We start from the raw sequence: 22,530 nt of genomic DNA, 5'->3' as shown, positions 1-22,530 counted from the left end.
AGCCGTCTAGAGCGGCTCGGGCCGCACGCGCACCGCGCCCAGCGAACGGAGAAGCGCGACGGCGGTGATGGCGCCCGCCGCCATGATGGACGCCAGGACTATCACCTGGAACCGGCCGGCTTCCAACGGGGAGGCGCCGCCGAAGATCGCGCCCACGAAGGCGCCGGGCAGGGTGACCAGGCCGGTGGTTTTGGTCTGGTCAGTGGAGGGGATCAGGGCTGCGTGCACCGAGTAGCGGGCTTGGGTAAGGGTGGCCCGCGGGGCGGTGGCCCCCAGGGCGAGCCAGCCTTCCACCTGGTCCCACTGCTCACGGACGGCCTCATAAAAGCGGTGCCCGGCAAGCGCGGCGATGGTCATGCAGTTGCCGATCACGATCCCGCCCACCGCCAGGACGTAGCGGGGCTCGGGCGCCACGGCTCCGGTGCCGAAGACGACGGCGAGGGTCACCACGATGCCGAGGGCCATGGTGGCCGACACCGTTGCAAAGCGCCGCCAGCCCCACGTCAGCCGGCGCGTTGCCGTCACCGTAGCCACGGTGAACATCACCACCAGCGCCACGGCCACCCACAGCGGATCAGCGATGATGCCGCCCAGAACCAGGCTGATGAGCGCCAGCTGGGCGGCGCCGCGGAGGATGGCCAGCGCCGGCGCAAGGTACGACGGCGTGTGGGAGCCCCGGAGCACCGCGACGGTGAGCAGCATCAGGATGCCCACGGCCGCGAAGGTGGGCGCCAGGGCATCGAGGAAGGCCATCAGTTCAGCCTAGCGGCCCAGGCAGGCGGCCCTTAACGTTCGCGAAACAGCGTTTTGGTTGGGCCTGTTTCGGCGATCAGGTTTCGGGCAATCAGCAATCAGGTTCCGGGTCAGACCAGGCTGGGCTGGCTTGAGAGGATGTAGTCCACCGCTGCCGGGCCCCTCATCGCCAGTCCCGGCCATTCATGACGGCCGGTGTTGCGGTGCTGTTTTGAATGTCCCCGCTGGTCCAGGGCTGCCCACAGGGAAGTGGTGGCGCCGGGTTGCTCGCCGTTGAGCAGGCACCAGCTGACGTACACCCCGTAGATCTCGTCTTCACGAAGGGCCGGTTGCCTTCCTGAGTCCTGCACGAAGCATTCCGAGAGGAAGCGGGTGTAGTTCGAAACGCTCATGTTTTGGCTCCTTCTGGTCGGTTTACGGCTCTGCGAACCTGCTAGGGGAGGTCCCGCTTTAGCGGTTCGAAGCCATACCGGCAAAGGATGGGTCAGTATTGAAAAACTTTTTTGGCAGCCGGCCTGCCACCTCTTCCGCCCTACGGTTGTCCGGCCCGGCTGGCCTCTGTTTCAGCGAAGCGTTGCGGCACGAGCACCATGTCGTCGATTTTGGGCACGGCACGCCTCAGGCGGTGCCCGGCTACTTCGGTGACCTGTTCAGCGGCAGCCAGGGTGGCGCCGTCGTCCACCAGCAAAGTGGCGGCGCCCTGCAGGCGGTGGCCCGACCACCGCAGCTGCAGGCGCGGCACTGCCAGTACTCCCGGGCTGCCCTCGAGGGCCTTTTGCGCCGTCTCCAGAAGGTCCGGCTCGATCCCGTCCATCAGCCGCCGCCCGATGCTGCGGACCGTTCCCCATAAAAGGACGAGGATGGCTGCGGAGATGAGCAGGCCGACGATGGGGTCCGCAAGGGGGAAACCCAGCATGACGCCTACGGCGCCGAGTACCACGGCCAGGGAGGTGAAGCCGTCCGTGCGGGCGTGCACGCCGTCGGCAACCAGCGCGGCGGAGCCGATCCGGCGGCCCACCCTGATGCGGTAGACGGCAACTGCTTCGTTCCCGGCAAATCCGATCAGGCCCGCGGCGAAGACCCACCATAGGTTGCTCAGCGGCTGGGGGTGCAGGAGACGGTCCACGGATTGCCAGGCTGCGACGACGGCGGACAGGGCAACGACGGCGACGATGAACAGCCCGGCGAGGTCCTCCGCCCGGCCGAAGCCGTAGGTGTAGCGGCGAGTGGCGGCACGCCGGCCCAGGATGAATGCGATCCACAGCGGGACAGCCGTCAGGGCATCCGAAAAATTGTGGATGGTATCGGCCAGCAGCGCCACGGAACCGCTGACCAGGACCACCATAAACTGCAGGACGGTGGTCAGTAGGAGAAGGAAAAGGCTGATTTTCAGGGCCCGCACGCCTTCTACGCTGGCCTCCATGGCGTCGTCGATGGAGTCGGCGGCGTCGTGCGTGTGGGGAACAAAGAGTTCCACCAGCCAGCCCTTGAATCCGCTGTGGTGATGGTGGCTGTGCTCGTGGTCATGCTCGTGCCCGTGCCCGTGGCCATGCTCATGCTCGTGCTCATGGTCGTGCCCGTGCCCGTGCCCATGCCCGTGGTCGTGGTCGTGCCCGGGGGCTGGTTCTGCGTGCTGGTGGGCGTGCCCGGGGCTGCTCATGATGCCGCCTTCCGGTCGCGGCGGTGGTGCGCCGGCTCTCCTCCAAGGGCGTGCTCAGCTTGGAAAACCGCGTCAACTACCAGCTGGCGTGCGTGCTCGTTCTCCAACCGGTACAGAACTTTAGTGCCGTCCTGCCGGGTGGAGACCATTCGGGCCAGCCGCATTTTGGCAAGGTGCTGCGATACCGCCGCCGGTGATTTTCCGACGACGTCGGCCAGGGCACCCACTGCCATCTCGCCGTCGCGCAGGGCCAGGATAATGCGCACCCGGGTGGCGTCGGCGAGCATCGCGAAGACTTCCACGGCGAGCTCCACGTACTGGCTGTCGGCACTCAGCGAGCAAGCGCTGCTATCTGCATTCATGCGCATATTCTGCCACGGGAGCGCGCTGCTCCGGCGGGTATTCCGTCATACAGGCGTTAAGTCCCGCGCAGCGCAGCCCCTTCCGCATCTCATGCCCCACTTGTAAAATGTCCACCGGAGAGCCGGGAAGCCTGGTCGGCCCGCACGCGGAAGCGCCTGCGGCACGCCATGGCAACCGCCTTGGCGTGATATTGCGACCAAGGAACGGCCATGCATGCGGACTCATCTCCCGTCATCAACACTTCACACCTCGCCAAGGACTTCGGGCGGACGGCCGCGCTTGCCGGTCTGGACCTGTCCGTCATGCCCGGTGAGGTCCACGGTTTCCTAGGGCCCAACGGGGCAGGGAAGTCCACCACCCTCCGGATCCTTTTGGGACTAATCCGGCCAACATCGGGTACGGCCCGGGTGTTTGGCGTCGATCCGTGGGCTCAGCCAGTGCGGGCGCACAGGGATGTTGCCTACGTGCCCGGGGACGTGACGCTCTGGCCCAACCTGACCGGCGGCGAGGTCATCGACCTGATCGCCCGGCTGCGGGGCGGTGCGGATGAAGGCCTGCGCAGGCAGCTGATTGACGAGTTCGATTTCGATCCACGAAAAAAGGCTCGGACCTACTCCAAAGGCAACCGGCAGAAGGCTGCCCTGATCGCGGCCTTCTCCCGCCCGGCCAGACTCTATCTGCTGGACGAGCCGAGCTCGGGCCTGGACCCCGTCATGGACGCTGTTTTCCGCCGGCACGTACGCCGGGTCACCGCCGAAGGGGCCACGGTGCTGCTGTCCAGCCACATTTTGGCCGAGGTGGAACAACTTTGTGACAGGGTAACCATCATCCGGGCCGGAGTGGCCGTGGAATCGGGGACCCTGGCCGAACTCCGGCACCTCACCCGCACCCGCTTTCGGATCACGGCGGCGGTGAAACCGGAGGTTGTGGCAACATGGCGGGGCATCCACGACCTCCGCGTCAACGGGACGGCCATGGAGTTCGACGCCGATGCAGCGGACCTGGGCTACGTCCTGGATGCCTTGGCTACAGCCGGCATCACGGGCGTCACTGCCGCGCCTCCTTCCCTGGAGGAGCTGTTCATGCGCCACTACGGCGTGCAGGCCGGCGGGCAGGCAAGCAACAAGAACCACAAGAGCCAGGTGAAGTGATGCGTGCCGTCCTTCGGCTGGCCCTGCTCGAGGCACGCAGGGACCGCGGAATCCTCGCGGTGTGGATCCTGGGCATCGCCGGTCTTGGCTACGCGGCCGCCACCGCCGTCACCACACAGTTTGCCGGGGAGACCGAGCGGGCCGCCCTGATTTCCGTGGCTGCGGCCAGTCCGGCGTTCCTGTTCCTCCGGGGGCTTCCGGACGGCATCGGTTCCGGAGCGGTCACCTTCTTCCAAGGCTATTCGTTCACGGCTGTGCTGGCAGGGCTAATGAGTGTGTTCCTGGTGGTCCGGCATACCCGTGCGGATGAGGACCAGGGCAGGTTTGAGCTGGTCGGTTCCACCCGGGTCACCCGGGTGACGTCCCTGTACGCCACCCTGCTCCTCGGCACGTGCGCCAACGTGGTCCTCGCCCTGGTTGTGGCCGCCGGATTCATCGGAGCCAGCCTGCCGGTACCAGGATCGTTTATGGCGGGGTCAGCTGTTGGCGCCGTGGGCCTGTTCTTCATGGCGGCCGCCGCGCTGGTGGCACAGGTCATGCCCTCCGCCAGAAGTGCCAACGGTACAGCCGCGGCGCTGGTGGGTGGCGCCTACCTGGTCCGCGGGGTCGGCGACGCCCTGGGCACCGCCGACCCATCGCTGCTGCACGTCACCGCCGCCTGGCCCTCGCTGTTCTCACCCATCGGCTGGGGCCAGCGCATCCGGCCCTTCACCGAGACGGACACGCTGCCGTTGCTGGTTATCGGCGCCGGGACAGTAGTCCTGGCAGGGGCTGCCGTTGTGATCCGCAACGGCAGGGACCTGGGCGCCAGCTACATCGCTGGGGTTGAGTCGGGCCCGGAACGGGCGGGCGCCGGCCTGGCGTCGATGCTGGGACTGGCCTGGCGGCTGCAGCGTGGAAGCCTGGCCAGCTGGTGCTTCACCACCGCTGCGCTGGGGGCCGTGGCGGGAGGCCTGGGCCCGGTGGTTCGGGACGCATTGGAAGGAAACCCGTCCGTAGCGGAACTGCTAAACCGCATCGTTCCAGGCGACGCGGGCATTATTGACCTCTTCACCACAGCCATGCTGGGCATCGCCGGGATCCTGGCCGCTGCCGCCGGCATCGAGGCGGTGCTCCGGCTCAGGGCGGACGAGGCAGAAGGGCGGGCCGAACTGCTCCTGGCCGTGCCGGTGTCGCGAATGCGCTGGCTGGCAGGTACCCTCGCCGTTGCCGCAATTTCGACGACGGCCGTTGCCGCTGCAGCCGGAGCCTCGGCCGCCGTCGTGTCCGCCCTGGCGCAGGCTGGGGGGAGCAGCCCCGGCACAGTTTTTGCGGCCGCGCTGGCGCACGTCCCGGCGGCGCTCGTGTTCCCGGCCGTGACCGTTCTTGTGTTCGCCCTGGCGCCCCGTTGGAGCAGTGCCGTTGGCTGGGGCGCCCTGGCCATCGCGCTGGTCCTGGGACAATTCGGGGAACTGCTCGGCCTGCCGGAATGGCTTCAGGATTTGAGCCCTTTCCGGCATTCTTCAGCCATGCCCGTTGAAGCCTTCCACCCGGAGGGCGCTCTGGTGATGGCCGCCGTCGCCATCACGGCGGCAGGTGCCGCCAGCCGCCTGGTCCGCGAAAGGGACCTGACGGTATAGCGGCGTCAAGGCGAAGTACGTGATACCTGATCAGTAGTCGAAATGCGTCAACACGTTCGGGTCCTGTGAAACGGACGCGACAATGGACGCCGCGACATCACGGAGCTTGGTATTGCGGGTGCTGGAAGCGATGCGGAGGATCTTCATGGCCGTTTCCTGGCTGCAGCGGTTTTGCGCCATGATCGCCCCGACGGCGATATCGATGGTGGTGCGTGACTCCATCGCTGCTGCAAGGTGATTGCGGTCATCCACCAGCTGCGCCACCCGGACGGCCATCCGCAGGGCTTTGGAAGCCTGGATGGCGTACGCCTCGGCTTTGTCGATGTCTTCGCCCGTGAACGCGTGGGTGCTGGTGGAGTAGAGGTTGAGCCCGGCATGCGCTTCACCTTCGAGGGGGAGCGGAACGGAAAGGATGGATCCGATTCCTTCGGCCCAGGCAGCTCTGCAGTAGCGGGGCCAGCGGTGCTCGTCCCTTAGGTCGGGAACGTGCACCGTGGCTTTTTCCCGAAGGGCTGCCAGGCACGGCCCATCGCCGTGGCCGTACTGCAGCTCGTCCAGCGGCAGTACCGCGGGGTCGCTTGTGGCCACGGTGGTTGGCTTTTTGCGCCGCATCAGTGTGACGCCGCAGAGCAGCCTCGTGTGGGTGGAAAGGCTGGCGGCGGAAATCGTGGCAAGTTCCGTAAGGAGTTCCTCCACGTCAGCGGAACCCAGGACGAGGTCCTGAAGCGCGTCGGCCACGTTGTTGTCTTGCTGCGTGCCGTGTTTCTGGACCATGCAGCCCCGTTCCTGTAGTGCCCTGAACAATGACCTTGAAAAGGTGCACCGCACAAGGCTGCGACCCGCCTGGGCGGCAGATGTCCAGTTTATCCCGCAAAGCGGCCGGCGGCACTGGGCAGGGGTTGTGAAACACGTCGTTGAATGCCTGCCGCGTGTCCGCCACAGTCTTCTGCGCGCCGTCTTCCTTGCCCGCCACGGCAACGATCGCCACCTTTCCTGGCAGGAACATACGACGTCGTTCCGAACCCCGGCTGCACCCGGTGCCCTCGGGCACGTCTTGCGCGATAGATAGCAAGTGTGCTTAGTATCTAGGTAGTAACCTTACTTACTAATTCATCAGGCTGGGTTTGAAAGTCCAGCTGCCAACCAGTGGAAGCGAGTGACGATGACGGAGAACCAGTGGCCTGAGGCTTCTGCCCGTAACCATCTCGACCAGTACGGGAACGCAGCACCGACCGATCCTTCCGCAGAGCCGGAAACCTACGTCACCAAGAAGGACGCAGCCAAGGAAGAGACGTCGAAGATCGCCGGGCAGGCGGCCGGTGCGGCCCACAATGTGGCGCAGACCGCGAAGCACGAAGTCGGAAACGTCGCATCCGAGGCAAAAGCCAGCGCAAAGGGCCTCCTGCATGAGGCGAAGTCAGGCCTGGGCAACCAGGCGGGCGCGCAGCAGCAGAAGGCCGCCGATGGCATCCGGACCATCTCCAGCCAGCTTCAGAACATGGCAGATGCCCCGGAGCAGAAGGGCATCGCCAGCGACCTGATCCGGCAGGCTGCGGACCGCACGTCCTCGGTTGCTTCCTGGGTGGAAGGCAAGGACCCCCGGGAGCTGCTGGAGGATGTACAGTCCTTCGCCCGCCGCAAGCCGGGGACGTTCCTGCTCCTGGCTGCCGGCGCAGGCATCCTCGTGGGTCGTCTCGCACGCGGTCTGCAGCCGGCGCCACAGCCGGCCATTCCGCCCAAGCCGGAGCAGCCGCCCGTTGTCGCGTCGACGGCTGCCGCACCAGCTGGTCCGTCGTGGGGCGAGGAGTCGGTCTACACGGATCAGGTGGCGGCACCGGTGACCTATGGCGAGACCATCTACGGGGAACCCGCCCGTCCGGCCTACTCGGGTACCGAAGCAGGCGGAGTCCCGCTGAGGGATCTCGATGATCCGTACAGCGAGGTCCGGGGCGCCGAGCGCCAGCCGTAAGCGTCAAAGCTGACAGCCAACAGCCAGACCCCAACCAAAGGACCTGAGCCATGAAGAAACTGCTCTTTGCTTTGCTCCCCGGCATCATCAGCCGGGTCTTGAAGGCCCGAAAGGCCAAGGAACTCCGCGCCGGGCAAACCCGCCCGCCGCGGAACCGCTTCTAGATTTGTCCTCAAGCAGCACAAACCAGTAACAAAAGGAGAAACACATGATTAGCACTGAGAACCTTTCTGCACTGACCACTGCCGGCGGACACGTCGTAGGCTCCGACGGAAGCAAGATCGGATCCATCGGCCAGATCTACGTTGATGACCAGACCTCGGAACCCACGTGGGTCACGGTTAAGACCGGGCTCTTTGGATCGCACGAATCGTTCGCCCCGCTGGACGCCGCTTCACAGGACGGCAACGACATCGTTGTGGCCCACAGCAAGGACAAGGTCAAGGACGCACCCCGCGTCGCCCCGGACGGCCACCTCGAGCCGGAAGAGGAAGACCGCCTTTACACCTACTACGGCCTCAACGGGCACACCGGCAACGGCCTCGCCGGCGGCAACGGTTTCGCCACCGGCACCGCCGAGGATACTGTGGGCCGCGGAACTGTCGGGCACGACACCTCCGGTCCCACCACGGACGACGCCATGACCCGCTCCGAGGAGCAGCTCCACGTGGGCACCCGCAAGGAAGAGGTCGGCCGGGCTCGGCTGCGCAAGTACGTGGTCACCGAAAACGTCACCACCACCGTCCCGGTCCAGCGCGAAGAGGTCCGCCTGGAGCGCGAGCCCATCACGGACGCCAACATCGGCGCTGCCCTGGACGGTCCCGACATCAGCGAGGAAGAGCACGAGGTCATCCTGCACCAGGAGCGCCCCGTGGTGGAAAAGGAAACTGTCCCCGTTGAGCGCGTTCGCCTGGACAAGGAAACCGTGACCAACGAGCACACCGTCACCGAGGAAGTCCGCAAGGAAAACATCGAGCTCGACGACGACGGCCGCACCCGCCGCTAAGGCTCACCTTTAGGAATCCGCTAGGATTCCCCATGCACGGCCCGTCCTCCGTTCCGGAGGGCGGGCCGTGCTTTTGCATCCTACAGTGACACGTGCAGGGCTACGCTTCGGGTCGCCAGCCAGCCATATTTCGCCAACCTGCAGTAGTCCATTTGAATTAGGTAAGGTTTACCTTCTAAAGTGCTCCGGTGACTATAGAGCCAGTTTTGGCGGGTGTCTCGTTTGCCGCCGGACTGGCTGGATACGGTGACCGGACCGCTGTACATGTTGAGGGCGAATCGCTGAGTTACCGCGAACTCGCCGGCCGGGTGGACGCCACCGCCCGGTCGCTGGGCACGGTGCGCCGCCTGGTTGCCCTTGAAGCCGACAACTCCCTGCCGTCCCTGGTGGTGTACCTGGCGGCCCTGTCATCCGGGCATCCGTTGCTGATCCTTCCCACGGGCGGAGGGCAGGCTTCCGCATCGCTGGTCGCGGCCTACGATCCCGACGTCGTGGCGCGGGTCCAGGATGGTGAGCCCGTGCTGGACGTCAGGCGGGAAGGCACCCGGCATGCCCTGCACCCGGAACTCGCACTGCTGTTGAGCACTTCAGGGTCAACAGGCTCGCCCAAGCTTGTCCGGCTCTCCGCCGATGCCGTCCAGGCAAATGCGGCGGCGATCGCCGAGTACCTGCAGCTGCGTCCCGAGGACCGGGCCGCCACCACGCTTCCCTTGTCCTACTGCTACGGGATGTCGGTAGTGAACAGCCACCTGCTGGCTGGTGCGTCCGTGGTGCTCACCGATCTTTCGGTGGTTGACCCCTGTTTCTGGGACCTGGTGCGGAAAGAGCGGGTGACGTCGTTCGCCGCGGTGCCGTACACGTTTGATCTCCTAAAGCGCGTGGGGTTCGCGGAGATGGATCTGCCAAGCCTGCGGTACATCACCCAGGCCGGAGGGCGCCTGGACCCGGAGCGGGTGCGTGCCTATGCACAGCTCGGCCGCCGCCGCGGGTGGGACCTGTTTGTGATGTACGGGCAGACCGAAGCCACTGCCCGGATGGCCTACCTGCCGCCTGACCTTGCTGAAGATCACCCGGAGGCCATCGGCGTGCCCGTCCCGGGCGGCCGGTTCCACCTTGCCCCGGTTCCCGGGCTGGATGACCGCGAACTTGTCTACACCGGGCCCAACGTGATGCTCGGTTACGCCGAAACGCCGGCTGATCTTGAGTTGGGCCGCACTGTCACGGAACTTCACACCGGAGACCTGGCGCGGCGCACCCCTGAAGGCGTCTACCAGATCGTCGGCCGCCGGAGCCGCTTCGTGAAGGTGGTTGGCCTGCGGGTGGACCTCGGCCAAGTGGAGCGCATCCTTGGGGATTTGGGCGTCTCGGCCGCGGCCGCCGGCACCGACGGCCGGATAGTCGCCGCTGCGGAATCCAGCCATGACCTGCCTCTGATTGCCAAAACGCTCGCGCAGGATCTGGGAGTGCCGCGCGCCGCCGTCGAGGTTCACCCCGTGGCGGCGATCCCGCGGCTGGCCAACGGCAAGCCGGACTATCCCGCCGTCCTGGCTCTCGCCAGAGAGGATGAGCACCCGGGCAAGGCCGACGACGACGGCCCGCAGGCCGACGGGGCTTCGGACGATGTGCGGCGCATCTTCGCCGATGTCCTGGAACGCGACGACATCACCGACACCGACACGTTCGTCACCCTGGGCGGCGACTCGCTCTCCTATGTTGCTGCCTCTGTCCGCCTTGAGCGGGCGATCCCGGACCTTCCCCGCGACTGGCATCTGGTGCCCCTCTGCGACCTCGCGCAAGCCCAACGCCGCACAATCGAACCTGACCGCCCGGGTTGGGTGCGTGCACGGTTTAACAGCTGGCGGAAGCGGCTGCTGGCACCCCTGGAAACCGGCATTGTGCTGCGCGCCGTCGGCATCATCTTCATTATTTCCACCCATATCGGGTGGTTCTCGTGGCAGGGCATGGCGCACGTGCTGATGGCCGTCGCGGGCTTCAACTTTGCCCGGTTCCAACTGAGCGGCACACCCCGGGCCCGGCTGTGGCGGCAGCTGCGCACCGTCGCCCGGATCGTGGTGCCCAGCATTGCGGTGATTGGCTTGGCGTTTGCCATCACCGACACTTACAGCTGGGCAAATGTGTTCCTGCTCAACTCCCTCCTAGGGCCCGAAGGATGGACGGACTTCTCCCGTTTCTGGTTCGTGGAGATGCTGGTGCAGATCATGCTCGGCATCACGGCGCTCCTGGCGATCCCCGCGGTGGGGCGCGCCGAGCGCCGCTGGCGGTGGACCTTCCCGCTGGTCCTGTTCGGCGCGGACCTGTTGCTGCGCTTCGACGTGATCGACCTGCCGTACCCGGGCCAGGGGCCGGTGCTGTGGCTGTTCGCGCTTGGTTGGGCGGCGGCCGCCTCACAAACGCTGCGGCAGCGCGCCGTCGTGACGTTCCTTGCCCTGGTGACCATCCCCGGGACGTTCGACGACGAGTACCGCAACGCCACGATCCTTGCCGGATTCCTCATGTTGCTCTGGCTGCCCAGCTTGCCCGTGCCGCGGGTCCTGCACCGCGTCACGGGCCTCCTCGCCAGCGCGTCGCTCTACGCCTACGTGACGCACTGGCTCGTTTACCCGCATGTGGAGGAGACCAGCAAGGGCCTGGCGGTCGCGGCCTCCCTGGCAGTCGGCGTCGCCTACTGGGCGTTCGCCACCCGGGCGATGGGCGCCGCGGAGCGGTGGATCCGGACCCGGCGGCGCCGGCCTCTGGCGACGCCCGTCTAGGAGTTGCTGTCAGAAACCGCTGAGCTGACGGCCGTGGGGCTGTCGTACTCCTTGTCGGGGATGGCTTCGAGGGCCTGGATCACGTTGTTGTCGGCGCCGGAGTCCTTGGCGCTGGACAGCAGGGCGTCACGGCTTGCGGGATAGTCCACGCCGCCGAGGAACTTCTGAATCTGGATCGGGTTCGGAGTGTCGGCCATGGTGCCAGTTTCCTTTCTGATCGGTTCCAATTTCCCTCGCGGTCTTTCCTTGGGAAAGGCCGCGAAGACTTCATCGTAGGCTGAGCGTTTCGATAGGGAAAGGGTAGTTACGGCTGTTCCGGATCTTCCGCCAGCCAAGCCATCGTCGCGCATTCAAGTTCATTGGCATTCACCACCGTAGGCTCGCCCGTCCGGGGCGTGTGCTTGGGCCTGGCGTCAGGTCATGCAGTGGTGCTGGTCATAGGCCATGCCATGGCTTCTGTCCGTGAGGTGAAAAGCGTTTGGGACGGGGTGTCCTATTCATTGCCGAGACGCAGTTGGCGATGACTTTGTCTACGGATGAAGCGAACCAGGAGTGCGACGTGTGACGCTTTTGGCTTAGTGGGAATTCTCTTCACAATATGGGAGAGGCGACTCTCCCATATTTAGAATTCTCTTAAAATAATGGGAGAGGCGACTCTCAAAATGCCTTAAAGCGCAACTGGAAGCCTAGGTATACCTAAGGCGTGAATTCGAGTACTCATAACTAGTGCTTAGTACATGAGCAGGTCGTATTGTGCATGGTACGGAAAAGTCGAGGCTGCTGAATGCTGGGCCACCGTGACCTGACAATCACCGTATAAGTGCTGACGGGTCTGCCATGTCGAGTGTGGAGTCCCGTTGCCTAAATAAGACTCCGTGCAATGACGCAAGGTGTGAGACTTTTGTCTATTTCCATCCAGTCCCCGAATTCAGTTTCAGTGCCAGCCGTAGCGCCGCAAATAGCTTCTGTAAGCGTTGTTATTCCGACACTCAATGAGGCACAAAACATCCCATGGGTCCTTCGCCGTATGCCTTTGTATGTGGATGAGGTGGTCATTGTTGATGGTCGCTCCACGGATGACACGGTCAGCGTGGCATGTGCAGTCCGTGGGGATGTCGTGGTGGTGCATGAGCGGCGAAGGGGCAAGGGCGTCGCCCTGCGGTCAGGATTTGCTGCAGCAACAGGCGACATCATCGTCATGCTGGACGCGGATGGAAGCATGGATCCGCAAGAGATTGGCTGGTTTGTTTCACCCCTCCAGCACGACTATGACTTCGTCAAAGGCTCCCGGCATGTGACCGGAGGGGGCTCTGAAGACTTGACGTGGTTGCGCCGTGCAGGAAACCGTGCGCTGACTGGACTGGCCAACGCGGTCCTGCGCAGCAACTACTCGGACCTTTGCTACGGCTACATCGCTTTCCGAAGGGAGTGTCTGGAGGTTCTGCAGCTGGAATCCGACGGATTCGAGATCGAGACGGAGCTGATAGTAAGGGCGGCGAAAGCGGGCCTTCGGATTGCCGAGGTCCCCAGCTTTGAACTGGATCGCATCTCCGGGGCATCAAATCTGCAGACTTTTCGGGACGGCTGGCGGGTGCTCAACACCATGGCGCACGAGTGCCTCCTATGGGAAGCTCCTACTGCCGGCGCCCGCCCCGAGCTGCTGCGGCGGGTGAAGTACACCTATGCCAACGTGCGCCATCCCCGGACACCAACGGACCCGCGGACTGTTCTTCCACTCTTGACCGCGGGCTGAGATGGCAAACGGCGATGCCCCCACCGTCAGCGTGGTCATATGTGCCTATACAGCGGAACGATGGGATTGGCTGCTCGATGGCATAGAGTCCGTGCGCGCCCAGACTTACGCCCCTAGGGAAGTCATTGTTGTCATCGATCACAATGAGGGTCTCTACGAGCAGCTGAGCGAATTGGTCGATGACATCACAATCGTCAAAAACACCGGCCCCCGGGGACTCGCCGGTGCGCGCAACACGGGTATGGGTGTGGCCGGGTCCGACATTACTGCGTTCCTGGACGATGATGCTGAGGCTGCCCGGGACTGGCTTGAACGCCTCATCGCGTTGTACGACGACCCGGAGGTGATCGCAGTAGGCGGTCGGGTGGAACCAGTCTGGGACGCGGGACGCCCCGGTTACTTTGGTGAAGAGCTGGATTGGATCGTCGGCTGCAGCTACCGGGGCTTGCCACGGATGGCCTCCGAGGTCAGAAACGTGATCGGCGCCAACATGTCGTTCCGGCTTGACGTCATACGGAAAGTGGGCGGCTTCAATGTCTCTCTGGGCCGGCGCGGTTCCATTCCTTTAGGTTGTGAGGAAACCGAGATCTGCATTCGGTCAAAGATGGGCGCCCCCGGGTGCCGCATCGTTTATGAGCCCGCCGCTCTGGTACGCCATCATGTGCCTGCAAGCAGGGGAACGATCCGCTACATGCTTTCAAGGTCCTGGTCCGAAGGAATCTCGAAGGGCCAGGTCAGCGACGTCGTAGGTCATAAGCGCGCCCTCGGTCCGGAGCGCCGATACGTCCGCAGCGTCTTGCCCCGGGCAGTCCTTTCAGCATTGAATGCCTGGCGTCTTGGAGATCCTGCCGGACCTGGGCGGGTGGCTGCCATCGTGGCCGTCGTGGCGTGTACGTCAGCAGGATATCTGCGGGGGCGGCGGCTTGCGCATGTGTCTGGACGGGCCCTGAATCAGCCGATCCTGGCAGGAGTTACTCCGTGGCGGGAAGTGCGGTGAACGGGTCATCGCTCGTCAATACCGTCCGCATCATCAGCAGCATCCGGCTCGTACCACCCAGACAGGGGACAATCAATGCACAAGCAGACCAAGACCAACTCCAAGGCACTGCACTTCGACATCCATGGCCGGATCACGCTCCGTGTCGACGCTGCGGCGCCGTCAGCGCCGCAGCTGAGGAGCATGTTGGCGTGTTTCGCTACTGACACCGAACGGCCGGCAGACATCACAGTGGATGACCGACTGGAGCCAATGCCGGATGCGGGTCTGCTTGAGCACGAGCTCGCGTACACGGAAAACGGCGTGCGCTTCCAGGCCGAGAAGCTCCAGGTCGTGAGGGACGGAAACCAGTGGCGCATCCACGGTCCGGGGGAGCTGTTGACCTCCGTGGTCCCTGTTCTGGATGCCGCCATGGTCGCTCGGGGAGCGGGCATGATCCATGCGGCGACGATGGCGTACAAGGGGCACGCGATCGCGCTCCCGGCCGCGGGAGGGACCGGTAAGACGAGTACTGCCGCGAAGCTGATGCGGCGGGAGGGGTGGTCGTTCATGGGCGATGACTGGGCCTTCCTCTCCGAGGACGCCACGTTGCTCGGGTACGCGAAGCCGATGTTCATCAAGCCGCACCACCGGGCCATTTACCCGCACCTGTTTGAAGGTGTCCGGAAGCCGCTCGTTCCGCCGCAGCTCTCGAAGAGCGTTGGGCGCCTCACCACGGTGGTGCATCCGTACGTCATCCGGTATCCGCGCCTCGCGGACTTCTCCCGGCGCTGGTCCCCGGAGCACCGCATGGTCGATGCCGGGACCGCGTTTCCGGGCCGGGAGGTGACCACCACGGCCCCGCTCGCGGCGGCCATCTACATCGAGCGCTACGAGGGCTCCCGGTCCCGGATTATCGAGCGGACAACCGATTGGATGGTGGACCGGATGCTCGGCAACTTCCACATCGAGATGGCGGGATTCTCGCAGCATGTGGTGACGGGCCTGGCCGCCACGTCCGTCGTCCCGTGGCGCGAGCACTTCGCCGCGAAAGGGGTAGTGCTGAGCAAAGCCCTGGACGGACGGCCCTGCCACCTGCTGCAGGTACCTGCCGCGTACAGCGCGGACGAGGCGTCGGACGACATTGTCCGGTATCTCGAGGAGCTGCTGCCGTCGGTCCTCAACGAGCAGATCTGAGGTGTCCGCGACCCGCACCGCCTGGTCTCGACAACCTGGGCGAGTCTTCGTTGGTCGCTCGCCATCGGAGGTCTGGCGGCAGTCGTCCTGGTCCTCCTCGCTCACCCGCTGCTTAGCCTGCTGGGCGAGCGGTACGCCGACGCATCCGCTGACGCGCTGCGGTGGTTGGCCGCCGGACTCGTGCCCCGTTGCGGTCGGCCTTCGGTTAGTCGCCGTTCTCCGGCGCATCACTAAGGAGTCATGATGGCCAGCGTGGTTGATACTTCCAGCCGTATCCAGGCAGGCTGGAAGCCCCGCGACGTGGGGTGCGCACTGGCGGGAGTAGTGTCACTGGCGCTTGTGGTCTGGGCTGCGTCCACGGTGGCACTGCCCGTGAACAGCGACCTGGGGCTCATCGCCGTCCTGCCCTACCCGTTCTGGGTGGGGCTTCTGGTCCTGAACGTCGCCTTTGTCGTGGCGCTGCGCGGAGATGCCGCGGGCCCGGCGCGCCGCCCGGTCATGTTGTGGCTGGTGCTGGTACTGGTGCTCGTGCTCTTCGGCACCGCATCCTTCGTGACGGACGTACCACGCGGTGAGGTCGCGTTCCGGCACCTCGGCATTGCGGACGCCCTCTCGACCACCCCGGGGATCGACCCGGACATCGATGCCTACTTTAACTGGCCGGGGTTCTTCGCCCTCCTGGCGACGGTGCTTAAGGCGACAGGTCTTGACCCGGTGACCGTTGCCCTGTGGGCACCGGTGATTAACATGGGTCTGTGGCTCGCTGCCCTGAGTGTCCTGACGGGCTACCTGACGCGCGATGCGCGCCGGCGCTGGCTCGTGCTCTGGATCTTCTGCCTCGGCAACTGGCAGGACCAGGACTACCTGTCTCCCCAGGCCTTCGCCTTCTTCCTGTACCTCGTTGTCATCGCGTTGGTCCTCGGCCCGTTGGCCGCGCGGACCCCCAGGTTCCTCGGCTTCGGACGCGCCGACCTGGCGGAGTGGTGGCGAGGGCGGTCACCCGCCGAGCACCGGCCGGGGCACCGGGTGAGCGCCCTCGCGGTGACCCTCCTGCTCATCACGGTCATCTGCGCGAGCCATCAACTGACGCCGTTCCTGGTGCTCATCACCGTCACTGCCCTCACCCTGAGCGGACGTGTCTGGCCCAGCCGGCTGCCCCTGATCACCGCGGTCGTGCTGGCGCTTTGGCTCGTCTACCCCGCCAGCGCCTACCTCGTGGGCCACCCACCGCTGGCGGACGCCGGACTGCAGGCCGCGACGGAGGCGAACGTCGTCAACCGCTTGAGCGGAACCCCTGGGCATGTGCTGGTGGTGCGGCTTCGGATGATTCTGACCTTCGTCCTGTGGGCCCTCGCCGCGGCAGGGGTCGTGCGCGACTGGCGCAGGGGGCGTCTTGACATCCGGGTAGTCCTCCTCGCTGTCAGCCCGCTGCTGCTCTTCCCCATGCAGTCGTATGGCGGGGAGATGCTCATCCGCGTCTCCCTGTTCGCGCTGCCCTTCATCGCCCTGCAGGCGTGCTCGGTCCTGCTCCCCGAGGACGGCAGCACACGCCGCTCCCCCCGGGCCGCTGCGGGCCTCGCCGCGGGAAGCCTTGCGCTGACCTGCTTCCTGTTGGCCGTGATGTCCGTGACAGGCCGGTTCGGCAACGCCCGGTATGACGTCTTCACCGACGCTGAAGTCGACGCGGTCGCCGCCGCACATCGTCTTGCGCCACCCGGCTCGGCCATCATCTCGGCTGCCCACCCAACGCCGTGGCGCAGCGAGGCATACCTCGAACACAAGTACCGGACGGTCGACGAACTGTGCGAAGCAGGCCTGTCGACGGCGACGTGCGGCCCTCTCGTCTACGGCTATGCCCGGCACAACCCTGCCGGAGCAATGGTGCTGCTCACGCGCTCGTCGGAGGCGAGCCTCGTGCTCCGGGGCCTCAGCAGCGAAGGCAACTTCGACGAGCTGGAAACCTGGCTGGGCTCGCAAGACGGCGTGGAGCTCGTGATCAGCAACGTTGACGCACGCGTGTACCGGGTGGCGCCATGAGCGGCGACAGCGTCCAGGCCGGCGGCACCGTTGCGCTCGGTCTCGCGGCGGCGAGCTCAGCCGCTTAATTACGACACCAATTAGGGGGTAGAAAGCGTCCGCGTCAGCTGTTGGGAAGCTCGTTGAACCATGCGTGCAAGTGCCTGAATGTCGATTTCTGGTAAGCGGAGTCTGGTGACCGTGGCTGTGATGGATCCTGCGATGGTTCCGTTGATGAAGTAGGGCGCGCTCACGCCGAAAGCGTCTGGGATGCGTTCACCTTCACCGATCGCCCACCCACGTTCCCGGATGTCTTCGAGGTCCTTTTCGAGGGCCCGTAGATTGGTTTGTGTGCGGTCGGTCAGGGGTTCAAGCTTGAGCGCCCGGACGTCGCTGGGGGGACAGTGGGCGAGTATGGCTTTTCCACCTGCGCCGGCGTAGAGGGGGATGGGTACCCCGGAAGCAAGGCCGTAATGCAGGGGTCTGACTCCGTCCACGACGGTTGTCATTACCGCTTCTTTGGTATCGGCGTGGAATTGGATGAGGCCGATAGTTTCGCCTGATTCCTTTGCGAGTTCACGAAGAATTGGACGTGCGATGAGGGCGGGGTCGATGTCAGGGCCCAGAAGGGCTGCCCAGTGAAATAGCCGGGGGCCTGGTTGCAGTGTGCCTTGGTGGTGCAGTGCCAGGCCTGTGGCTACAGCAGTTGAAACCAGCCGGTTTGTGGTGGCTATGTTGGCTCCGATGCCACGGGCGAGATCGTTGCCGGTGGGCAAGCCGTGAGGGTTGGCTGCCAGTGCGGTGATGAGGCGGGCGGTGCGCTCCACAGCGGTGGAACCTGCAGGGAAGGTGATGGGGTCTAATTTCGGTGGCATTGCGGGGCCTGCACAGGCGGCTTCAATTGCTTGCGCGGCTTGCCTGGCCTTGGGCCCGAAGCGGACCAGGTCCTCGTCCGGGGTGAGGAAGCGGGGCCGGGTGATGGAGACGGATCCCGTGAGACCGTGGCATTGGAACGACGCTGCGGCGCCGGCGGCCAGGGGGAATTGTTGTCCTACGCTGATCGTGTATCCGGCGCGGGCGTCCTCGGCGAGCAGCCTTTCCAGTTCGGCCCGTTCAGTCACGGTATCCGGTGTGTGCGCCTCCAGCGGCTCATCTCCCAGGGCATTGATTCCCAACCTGCCCAGTATGGAGCGGCCCGTGGCTCCGGCGTGGAGGGGCAGGACGGTACCGGGCTCCAGAAGATACTTGATGGGCCCAGGCCGCCGGCGGCAGGCGACGACGACGACGCGGGGCCGGGGTGCGTCGTGAAGAGCGACCAGCACGGTGGCGTCGGCCCGTTCTCCAAGGCGTTCCAGAACGGCCCCGGCATGCTGCAGCAGCGGGTGGCGAGCGTGCAGTGCTGCCCCCAGCACGCGCAGCCGCGGACCGGCCTGATAGTTTCCGCTCCCACCGACAGATGCCAGCCCATGGTCTTCCAAGGACAGCAGGACGCGGTTGACCGTGCTGCGGCTGGCATCAAGGGCCTGTGCAAGTTCACGCACGCCCTTCGCTTCAGTCTGGGTCACCAGGGCATGCAGGACCTCGACGATGCGCTCGTTCCCTGCCACGGCACTGTCGCTCACTTGGCCCCACCATCTCCTGATTCTCCAGCTCCTCCTATGAGCTGGGACTGCTGTCACCACGCTACCGTCAGACACCCCCTGCACGTGCCGCGGAAGACTAAAGGCCCCGCTTGACAGGAGAAATGGTCTACATCACACTTTAACTACATATTAGGACAGTGTCCCATTTTTTATAGGAGCAAAGATGCCCCCAGTTAGTCAGTCCGCCCCGCCAAAGACGGGTGCCCTCCATTTGAAAAAGGCAAAGAAGGCCACCGGCGTTGCCGCGTTCGGAACCTTTATCGAGTACTACGACTTCAGCGTGTTCGGTTATGTGGCCGCGACCATTGCCGTCGTGTTCTTCCCCAGCGGTGATCCGGTAGCGGGGCTGCTGAACACCTTCCTGGTCTTCGGCACGGCCTTCCTGGTCCGGCCGCTGGGAGCGATCTTCTTCGGGCGCATCGGCGACCGTTACGGCCGGCGCGCCAGCCTGATCGGTTCGGTCATCCTGATGAGTGGAGCGGCCGGGCTTACCGCGCTGTTGCCCACCTACGCGCAGATCGGCATCTGGGCGCCCATCTTGCTGGGCTTGCTTCGGATGCTGCAGGGCCTTTCTGCAGGCGGCGAGATCGGCGGCGCCGCGACCTATATTCGTGAATGGGCTCCGGTGGAGCGCCGGAATCTCTACATCTCCTTCATTCCCAGCGTTGGGGTCCTTGGCAAGGCCGGCGCTGCAGGTGTTGCTGCATTGGCTGCGTCTTTTGTGCCCGCTGCGGAAATGGAATCCTGGGGTTGGCGGGTCCCGTTCCTCCTCGCGATTCCGCTGGGCATCCTGTGCCTGGTGATGCGGTTGAAGATCGAGGACAGCCCGGAGTTCACCCAGAGCGCCAACAAGGGCCAGACGACTAAGGCCCCGATTGTTGAACTGTTCCGTAATCACCGCTCACGGCTGACGAAGGTCTTCTTTATCGCCCTGGTGCAGAACATCGGCACCTACATTGGCACCGTCTACGTGGCCGTCTACTTCAGCACGGTCCTGGACTTCAGCAAGGCTGAAGCAGCGACCATCGTCCTCATTGCGGTCACCACCGCGGCGCTGCTGATTCCACTGGCCGGCCAACTGGGCAGCCGCATCGGCAGCAAGAGACTGCTGACGGCCTCCTACATCGCCTACATCGCGCTCACGTTCCCCTCGTTCATGCTCATGAACGCCGGTTCGCTGTCACTGGCGATCTTCGGCCTGCTTCTTGGCATGGTGCCCTACGCACTCTGCCAGGCAGGCACCTACGCTGCCATGCCCGAGTTCTTCCCCGTTGAGGTCCGGCACAGCGGCGTCGCGTTCGGCCACAGCGTCGGGGCTGTACTCGGCGGTGCCGGTGCCCCGTACGTGGCAACCTGGCTGATCGGCAATACGGGCAACACCATGATTCCCGCCTACATGCTGATGATCTTCGGTGTCCTGGGCCTGGCCGTGCTGCTGGGCACGGTACGCAACAACACCCTGACCGCCTCATCCCATCTCTACCGCTAGGAACACCATGCCCACCTTCTACGTCTCCGACGAGATCCATTCTGATGTCCTGGCAGAACTGCACACCCTGGGACAGGTCCACCTCGGCTACGGCGCGGATGCTGTGCGCTACGAAGACATCCGCGCCGATATCGACGCCGTCCTGCTCCGGGCCGAACGCTTCGACCGGGAAAAAATTGAAGGTTCCCCCAGGCTGCGCATCATCGCCCGCCACGGGGTAGGAACCGACAACGTCGACATCCACGCGGCCACCGACGCCGGCATCTGGGTGACCACCACTCCAGGCAGCAACAGCCGCGCCGTCGCCGAGCACGTCTTCGCACTCCTGCTCTCACTGGCCAGGAAAGTGCCGTACGGAAGCGCCCAGACCACCGCCGGGCAATGGGCAGCAGCCAAACCCCACATGAACGGCTTCGAACTGCACGGCCGCACCCTTGGCCTGCTGGGCTTCGGCAACATCGCCCGCATGGTCGCCACCATCGCCCAAGGCTTCGGCATGCACGTCCTTGTCCATGACCCCTTCGTGCAGAATTCGGCCATCGAGGCCGCAGGTGCTGCTCCGGCGACACTCGATGAGGCTGTTGCCGGCTCGGACGTCCTAAGCCTGCACATGCCACTGACCGACCAGACGGCGCGCATTATCGACGCCGACGCCCTGGCCAGGATGAGGCCAGGATCAGTGCTGATCAACACCTCCCGCGGAGGACTCATTGACGAACCCGCATTGGCCCAGGCACTCCAAGACGGCCACCTGGGCGGGGCCGGGCTTGATGTCCTTGAAGGGGAGTCCGTGGACATGAGAGACCCCATCGCCTACTCCAAGATTCAGATCGCGGAGGTGCCAAACCTGATCGTGACCCCACACGTCGCCGGGCAAAGCAAAGAGGCCTTTCTGGCCGCCGGGACCGGTGCCCTGCAGGCGATCCAGGAGGCGCTTGCCGGTCAGCGGCCGCAGTGCGCCGTGAACAACATTGCGGCACCCGCTCCCGCCTAATCAGCCGCAGAACCGCCGTGCCCCCCAGTCGGGCCGCCAGCAGCAACGCAGGCATAACACCCGCAGATGGTGTTAAGCGGCAGAACCCAACCAGACGAGTCATTGAGGGACAACATGTTTATCGACGCAGCAACTACTTCACTCACGGTCAGCCCCCGTCCCACGAACACAGTCACTGGGCTTGTTGAGGGCCTGAAGCCGTACCCCACGGCCAATGTGGGTGACGCCATGGACAGGCTCAACCTCATGGACACCGGCATTGCGTCACAGTGGGCCACCGGCCGCTGTGTTGGTCCGGCACTGACGGTACTGACCCGGGAAGGCGACAACCTTGCGATCCATCGTGCCCTCGATGACGCTGAACCCGGCGATGTCCTGGTCATCAACGCGCTCGGAGGAACAACTAGGGCCGTATTCGGTGACCTCCTGGCAGAAATTTGCCTCGCCGCCGGCATCGCCGGTGTCGTCATCGACGGACTGACAAGGGACCGTGCCGCCATTAAAGACCTCGGCCTGCCCGTCTGGGCCCGCGGCGTATCACCTGCCGGGCCGGCGAAGTACGGACCCGGAGCCGTCTCAGTGCCAGTTGCCTGCGGCGGCACCGTCGTCAATCCCGGTGACCTTATCACCGCCGACGATGACGGCGTCGCTGTCATACCCCTCGAGCGTGCTGAAGGCGTCCTCCGCAGGCTGGCGGAGATCGAAAAATTCGAAGAAAACCTTCGAATCAGGATCAGAAACTCGGCCGCACCCGCCCTGGCCGGCACCCCCTAGTCAGCCAAAACCCCGGCGCTCCGACCCTCCGCATCATCACCAAGTGCCTCTGGGGAACCAATCCCAGAGGCACTTGGCTTGAGCGAGTGACAGGCCGCCTTTCCACACCACCAACAGTCACAACTTGAGGAAACGAAGATATGACCCCATATCGCCATCACGAATGGGCCCGGCTCATCGGCGCCCCGGTCGACATAAAGAAACATGGCGAAGTCATCCGCACTGGCATCGTCGACGACGCCATGCCCGATTCCTCCATGATCTGGATTGCATCCGACGAGCAATCCTCCAGAACCCTTTACGAAGCTTCAGAGGGCTTCCAGGTCTGGGTTGAGCCCAAGCAGCTCGAAGGAACCGTCTCCTACCGTATGACCGGCAAAGCCCTGCACAGATAGA

General features: G+C 64.8%; 20 protein-coding genes. 13 read left to right on the top strand and 7 right to left on the bottom strand.

Annotation, left to right across the window (positions count from 1 at the left end; translation table 11 throughout):
* Positions 1 to 6 precede the first annotated feature (6 nt).
* The 4 genes from M1D93_RS15345 to M1D93_RS15330 all read right to left on the bottom strand — a co-directional run bounded on the left by M1D93_RS15345 (position 7) and on the right by M1D93_RS15330 (position 2,775).
* Entirely contained in the window at positions 7 to 753 is a 747-nt protein-coding gene (locus tag M1D93_RS15345) for an ABC transporter permease (protein WP_461172332.1), read from the bottom strand.
* 110 nt (positions 754 to 863) lie between these two features.
* Positions 864 to 1,145 (bottom strand): hypothetical protein, encoded by a 282-nt coding sequence (locus M1D93_RS15340; RefSeq protein WP_461172331.1) that lies wholly within the window; start codon positions 1,143 to 1,145, stop codon positions 864 to 866.
* 140 nt (positions 1,146 to 1,285) lie between these two features.
* Positions 1,286 to 2,413: a cation diffusion facilitator family transporter gene (locus M1D93_RS15335; protein ID WP_461172330.1), complete on the bottom strand. Its 1,128-nt coding sequence runs from the start codon at positions 2,411 to 2,413 to the stop codon at positions 1,286 to 1,288.
* Positions 2,410 to 2,775: an ArsR/SmtB family transcription factor gene (locus tag M1D93_RS15330; RefSeq protein WP_461172329.1), complete on the bottom strand. Its 366-nt coding sequence runs from the start codon at positions 2,773 to 2,775 to the stop codon at positions 2,410 to 2,412. The genes M1D93_RS15335 and M1D93_RS15330 overlap by 4 nt, the downstream gene beginning before the upstream one ends.
* Before the next feature lie 210 nt (positions 2,776 to 2,985).
* Between M1D93_RS15330 and M1D93_RS15325 the strand changes: the two genes are divergently transcribed.
* Positions 2,986 to 3,927, top strand: coding sequence for an ABC transporter ATP-binding protein (locus M1D93_RS15325; RefSeq protein WP_461172328.1), 942 nt, complete (start codon positions 2,986 to 2,988; stop codon positions 3,925 to 3,927).
* Positions 3,927 to 5,546 (top strand): ABC transporter permease, encoded by a 1,620-nt coding sequence (locus M1D93_RS15320; RefSeq protein WP_461172327.1) that lies wholly within the window; start codon positions 3,927 to 3,929, stop codon positions 5,544 to 5,546. The genes M1D93_RS15325 and M1D93_RS15320 overlap by 1 nt, the downstream gene beginning before the upstream one ends.
* Before the next feature lie 30 nt (positions 5,547 to 5,576).
* Here M1D93_RS15320 and M1D93_RS15315 read toward each other — a convergent pair whose 3' ends face one another.
* Positions 5,577 to 6,320 (bottom strand): GAF and ANTAR domain-containing protein, encoded by a 744-nt coding sequence (locus M1D93_RS15315; protein ID WP_461172326.1) that lies wholly within the window; start codon positions 6,318 to 6,320, stop codon positions 5,577 to 5,579.
* 388 nt (positions 6,321 to 6,708) lie between these two features.
* Here M1D93_RS15315 and M1D93_RS15310 point away from each other — a divergent pair, with 388 nt between their 5' ends.
* The 3 genes from M1D93_RS15310 to M1D93_RS15300 all read left to right on the top strand — a co-directional run bounded on the left by M1D93_RS15310 (position 6,709) and on the right by M1D93_RS15300 (position 11,292).
* Positions 6,709 to 7,515: a hypothetical protein gene (locus M1D93_RS15310; protein WP_461172325.1), complete on the top strand. Its 807-nt coding sequence runs from the start codon at positions 6,709 to 6,711 to the stop codon at positions 7,513 to 7,515.
* Between the two features lie 208 nt (positions 7,516 to 7,723).
* Positions 7,724 to 8,521, top strand: coding sequence for a DUF2382 domain-containing protein (locus M1D93_RS15305; protein WP_461172324.1), 798 nt, complete (start codon positions 7,724 to 7,726; stop codon positions 8,519 to 8,521).
* A gap of 188 nt (positions 8,522 to 8,709) precedes the next feature.
* Positions 8,710 to 11,292 (top strand): AMP-binding protein, encoded by a 2,583-nt coding sequence (locus M1D93_RS15300; RefSeq protein WP_461172323.1) that lies wholly within the window; start codon positions 8,710 to 8,712, stop codon positions 11,290 to 11,292.
* Here M1D93_RS15300 and M1D93_RS15295 read toward each other — a convergent pair.
* Positions 11,289 to 11,489: a DUF2795 domain-containing protein gene (locus tag M1D93_RS15295; RefSeq protein WP_461172322.1), complete on the bottom strand. Its 201-nt coding sequence runs from the start codon at positions 11,487 to 11,489 to the stop codon at positions 11,289 to 11,291. The two genes, M1D93_RS15300 and M1D93_RS15295, sit on opposite strands and share 4 nt — an antisense overlap.
* Before the next feature lie 830 nt (positions 11,490 to 12,319).
* Here M1D93_RS15295 and M1D93_RS15290 point away from each other — a divergent pair.
* From M1D93_RS15290 to M1D93_RS15275, 4 genes are all read left to right on the top strand, one after another.
* Positions 12,320 to 13,045 carry a glycosyltransferase family 2 protein gene (locus M1D93_RS15290; protein WP_461172321.1) on the top strand — a complete coding sequence of 242 codons (726 nt, stop codon included), beginning with the start codon at positions 12,320 to 12,322 and terminating at the stop codon, positions 13,043 to 13,045.
* A 1-nt stretch (position 13,046) separates the two neighbouring features.
* Positions 13,047 to 14,042 carry a glycosyltransferase family 2 protein gene (locus tag M1D93_RS15285; RefSeq protein ID WP_461172320.1) on the top strand — a complete coding sequence of 332 codons (996 nt, stop codon included), beginning with the start codon at positions 13,047 to 13,049 and terminating at the stop codon, positions 14,040 to 14,042.
* 75 nt (positions 14,043 to 14,117) lie between these two features.
* Positions 14,118 to 15,218: a hypothetical protein gene (locus tag M1D93_RS15280; RefSeq protein ID WP_461172319.1), complete on the top strand. Its 1,101-nt coding sequence runs from the start codon at positions 14,118 to 14,120 to the stop codon at positions 15,216 to 15,218.
* A gap of 240 nt (positions 15,219 to 15,458) precedes the next feature.
* Complete coding sequence (locus tag M1D93_RS15275) at positions 15,459 to 17,255, top strand: glycosyltransferase (RefSeq protein WP_461172318.1); 1,797 nt, start codon at positions 15,459 to 15,461, stop codon at positions 17,253 to 17,255.
* 80 nt (positions 17,256 to 17,335) lie between these two features.
* Here the strand turns inward: M1D93_RS15275 and M1D93_RS15270 are convergent, their stop codons facing one another.
* A complete protein-coding gene (locus M1D93_RS15270; RefSeq protein ID WP_461172317.1) occupies positions 17,336 to 18,856 on the bottom strand; it encodes an IclR family transcriptional regulator in 1,521 nt (506 codons plus the stop codon).
* Between the two features lie 184 nt (positions 18,857 to 19,040).
* Here M1D93_RS15270 and M1D93_RS15265 point away from each other — a divergent pair, with 184 nt between their 5' ends.
* From M1D93_RS15265 to M1D93_RS15250, 4 genes are all read left to right on the top strand, one after another.
* Positions 19,041 to 20,366 (top strand): MFS transporter, encoded by a 1,326-nt coding sequence (locus M1D93_RS15265; protein ID WP_461172316.1) that lies wholly within the window; start codon positions 19,041 to 19,043, stop codon positions 20,364 to 20,366.
* Between the two features lie 7 nt (positions 20,367 to 20,373).
* On the top strand, positions 20,374 to 21,360 hold the full coding sequence (locus M1D93_RS15260; protein ID WP_461172315.1) for a hydroxyacid dehydrogenase: 987 nt from the start codon (positions 20,374 to 20,376) through the stop codon (positions 21,358 to 21,360).
* Positions 21,361 to 21,474: 114 nt separating this feature from the next.
* Positions 21,475 to 22,134 (top strand): RraA family protein, encoded by a 660-nt coding sequence (locus M1D93_RS15255; protein ID WP_461172314.1) that lies wholly within the window; start codon positions 21,475 to 21,477, stop codon positions 22,132 to 22,134.
* A gap of 140 nt (positions 22,135 to 22,274) precedes the next feature.
* A complete protein-coding gene (locus tag M1D93_RS15250; protein ID WP_461172313.1) occupies positions 22,275 to 22,529 on the top strand; it encodes a hypothetical protein in 255 nt (84 codons plus the stop codon).
* Position 22,530: the final 1 nt, after the last annotated feature.

Source organism: Arthrobacter sp. Z1-9 (assembly GCF_054792695.1).
This window is presented reverse-complemented; position numbering and strand designations above follow the sequence as displayed.

Coding starts and splice junctions, on each gene's coding strand:
- M1D93_RS15320 (WP_461172327.1), top strand. CDS start 3,927: ATGCGTGCCGTCCTTCGGCTGGCCCTGCTCGAGGCACGCAGGGACCGC.
- M1D93_RS15275 (WP_461172318.1), top strand. CDS start 15,459: ATGATGGCCAGCGTGGTTGATACTTCCAGCCGTATCCAGGCAGGCTGG.
- M1D93_RS15290 (WP_461172321.1), top strand. CDS start 12,320: ATGCCTTTGTATGTGGATGAGGTGGTCATTGTTGATGGTCGCTCCACG.
- M1D93_RS15330 (WP_461172329.1), bottom strand. CDS start 2,775: ATGAATGCAGATAGCAGCGCTTGCTCGCTGAGTGCCGACAGCCAGTAC.
- M1D93_RS15310 (WP_461172325.1), top strand. CDS start 6,709: ATGACGGAGAACCAGTGGCCTGAGGCTTCTGCCCGTAACCATCTCGAC.
- M1D93_RS15280 (WP_461172319.1), top strand. CDS start 14,118: ATGCACAAGCAGACCAAGACCAACTCCAAGGCACTGCACTTCGACATC.
- M1D93_RS15260 (WP_461172315.1), top strand. CDS start 20,374: ATGCCCACCTTCTACGTCTCCGACGAGATCCATTCTGATGTCCTGGCA.
- M1D93_RS15340 (WP_461172331.1), bottom strand. CDS start 1,145: ATGAGCGTTTCGAACTACACCCGCTTCCTCTCGGAATGCTTCGTGCAG.
- M1D93_RS15265 (WP_461172316.1), top strand. CDS start 19,041: ATGCCCCCAGTTAGTCAGTCCGCCCCGCCAAAGACGGGTGCCCTCCAT.
- M1D93_RS15255 (WP_461172314.1), top strand. CDS start 21,475: ATGTTTATCGACGCAGCAACTACTTCACTCACGGTCAGCCCCCGTCCC.
- M1D93_RS15250 (WP_461172313.1), top strand. CDS start 22,275: ATGACCCCATATCGCCATCACGAATGGGCCCGGCTCATCGGCGCCCCG.
- M1D93_RS15345 (WP_461172332.1), bottom strand. CDS start 753: ATGGCCTTCCTCGATGCCCTGGCGCCCACCTTCGCGGCCGTGGGCATC.
- M1D93_RS15335 (WP_461172330.1), bottom strand. CDS start 2,413: ATGAGCAGCCCCGGGCACGCCCACCAGCACGCAGAACCAGCCCCCGGG.
- M1D93_RS15295 (WP_461172322.1), bottom strand. CDS start 11,489: ATGGCCGACACTCCGAACCCGATCCAGATTCAGAAGTTCCTCGGCGGC.
- M1D93_RS15315 (WP_461172326.1), bottom strand. CDS start 6,320: ATGGTCCAGAAACACGGCACGCAGCAAGACAACAACGTGGCCGACGCG.
- M1D93_RS15325 (WP_461172328.1), top strand. CDS start 2,986: ATGCATGCGGACTCATCTCCCGTCATCAACACTTCACACCTCGCCAAG.
- M1D93_RS15305 (WP_461172324.1), top strand. CDS start 7,724: ATGATTAGCACTGAGAACCTTTCTGCACTGACCACTGCCGGCGGACAC.
- M1D93_RS15285 (WP_461172320.1), top strand. CDS start 13,047: ATGGCAAACGGCGATGCCCCCACCGTCAGCGTGGTCATATGTGCCTAT.